The organism is Shewanella sp. SR43-4, assembly GCF_014163845.1.
In the GTDB taxonomy this organism is placed as follows: Bacteria; Pseudomonadota; Gammaproteobacteria; order Enterobacterales; family Shewanellaceae; genus Shewanella; species Shewanella vesiculosa.
This window is the reverse complement of the sequence record NZ_JACJEB010000083.1, coordinates 1-209: the sequence shown is the minus strand read 5'-3', so window position 1 is coordinate 209 and position 209 is coordinate 1. Positions and strand designations below refer to the sequence as shown.

Sequence of the window (209 nt, the reverse complement as noted above, 5' to 3'; positions counted from 1 at the left end):
TCAAAGTCATTGGCGACGGCGGCCACGCCCGCTGGGGTCAAGCTGATGACACCGGTCACGGGGTCAATCTCAAACCAAGCGTCGTCATTGCCGCTGACGATACTGTAGGTCACTGGCGTGCCTTCTGGATCGATGGCATTGACGGTGCCAATCACAGTGCTGTCGCTGCTGTTTTCAAAATACGTAAAGTTGTAGCTGGTTTCGCCCAC

Annotated in this window: 1 protein-coding gene; it reads right to left on the bottom strand. The window is 55.5% G+C overall.

From position 1 onward, the window contains the following. Nucleotides 1–209: cadherin repeat domain-containing protein (locus H5123_RS20490; protein WP_182699104.1), on the bottom strand; the 209-nt coding region annotated here is incomplete at both ends.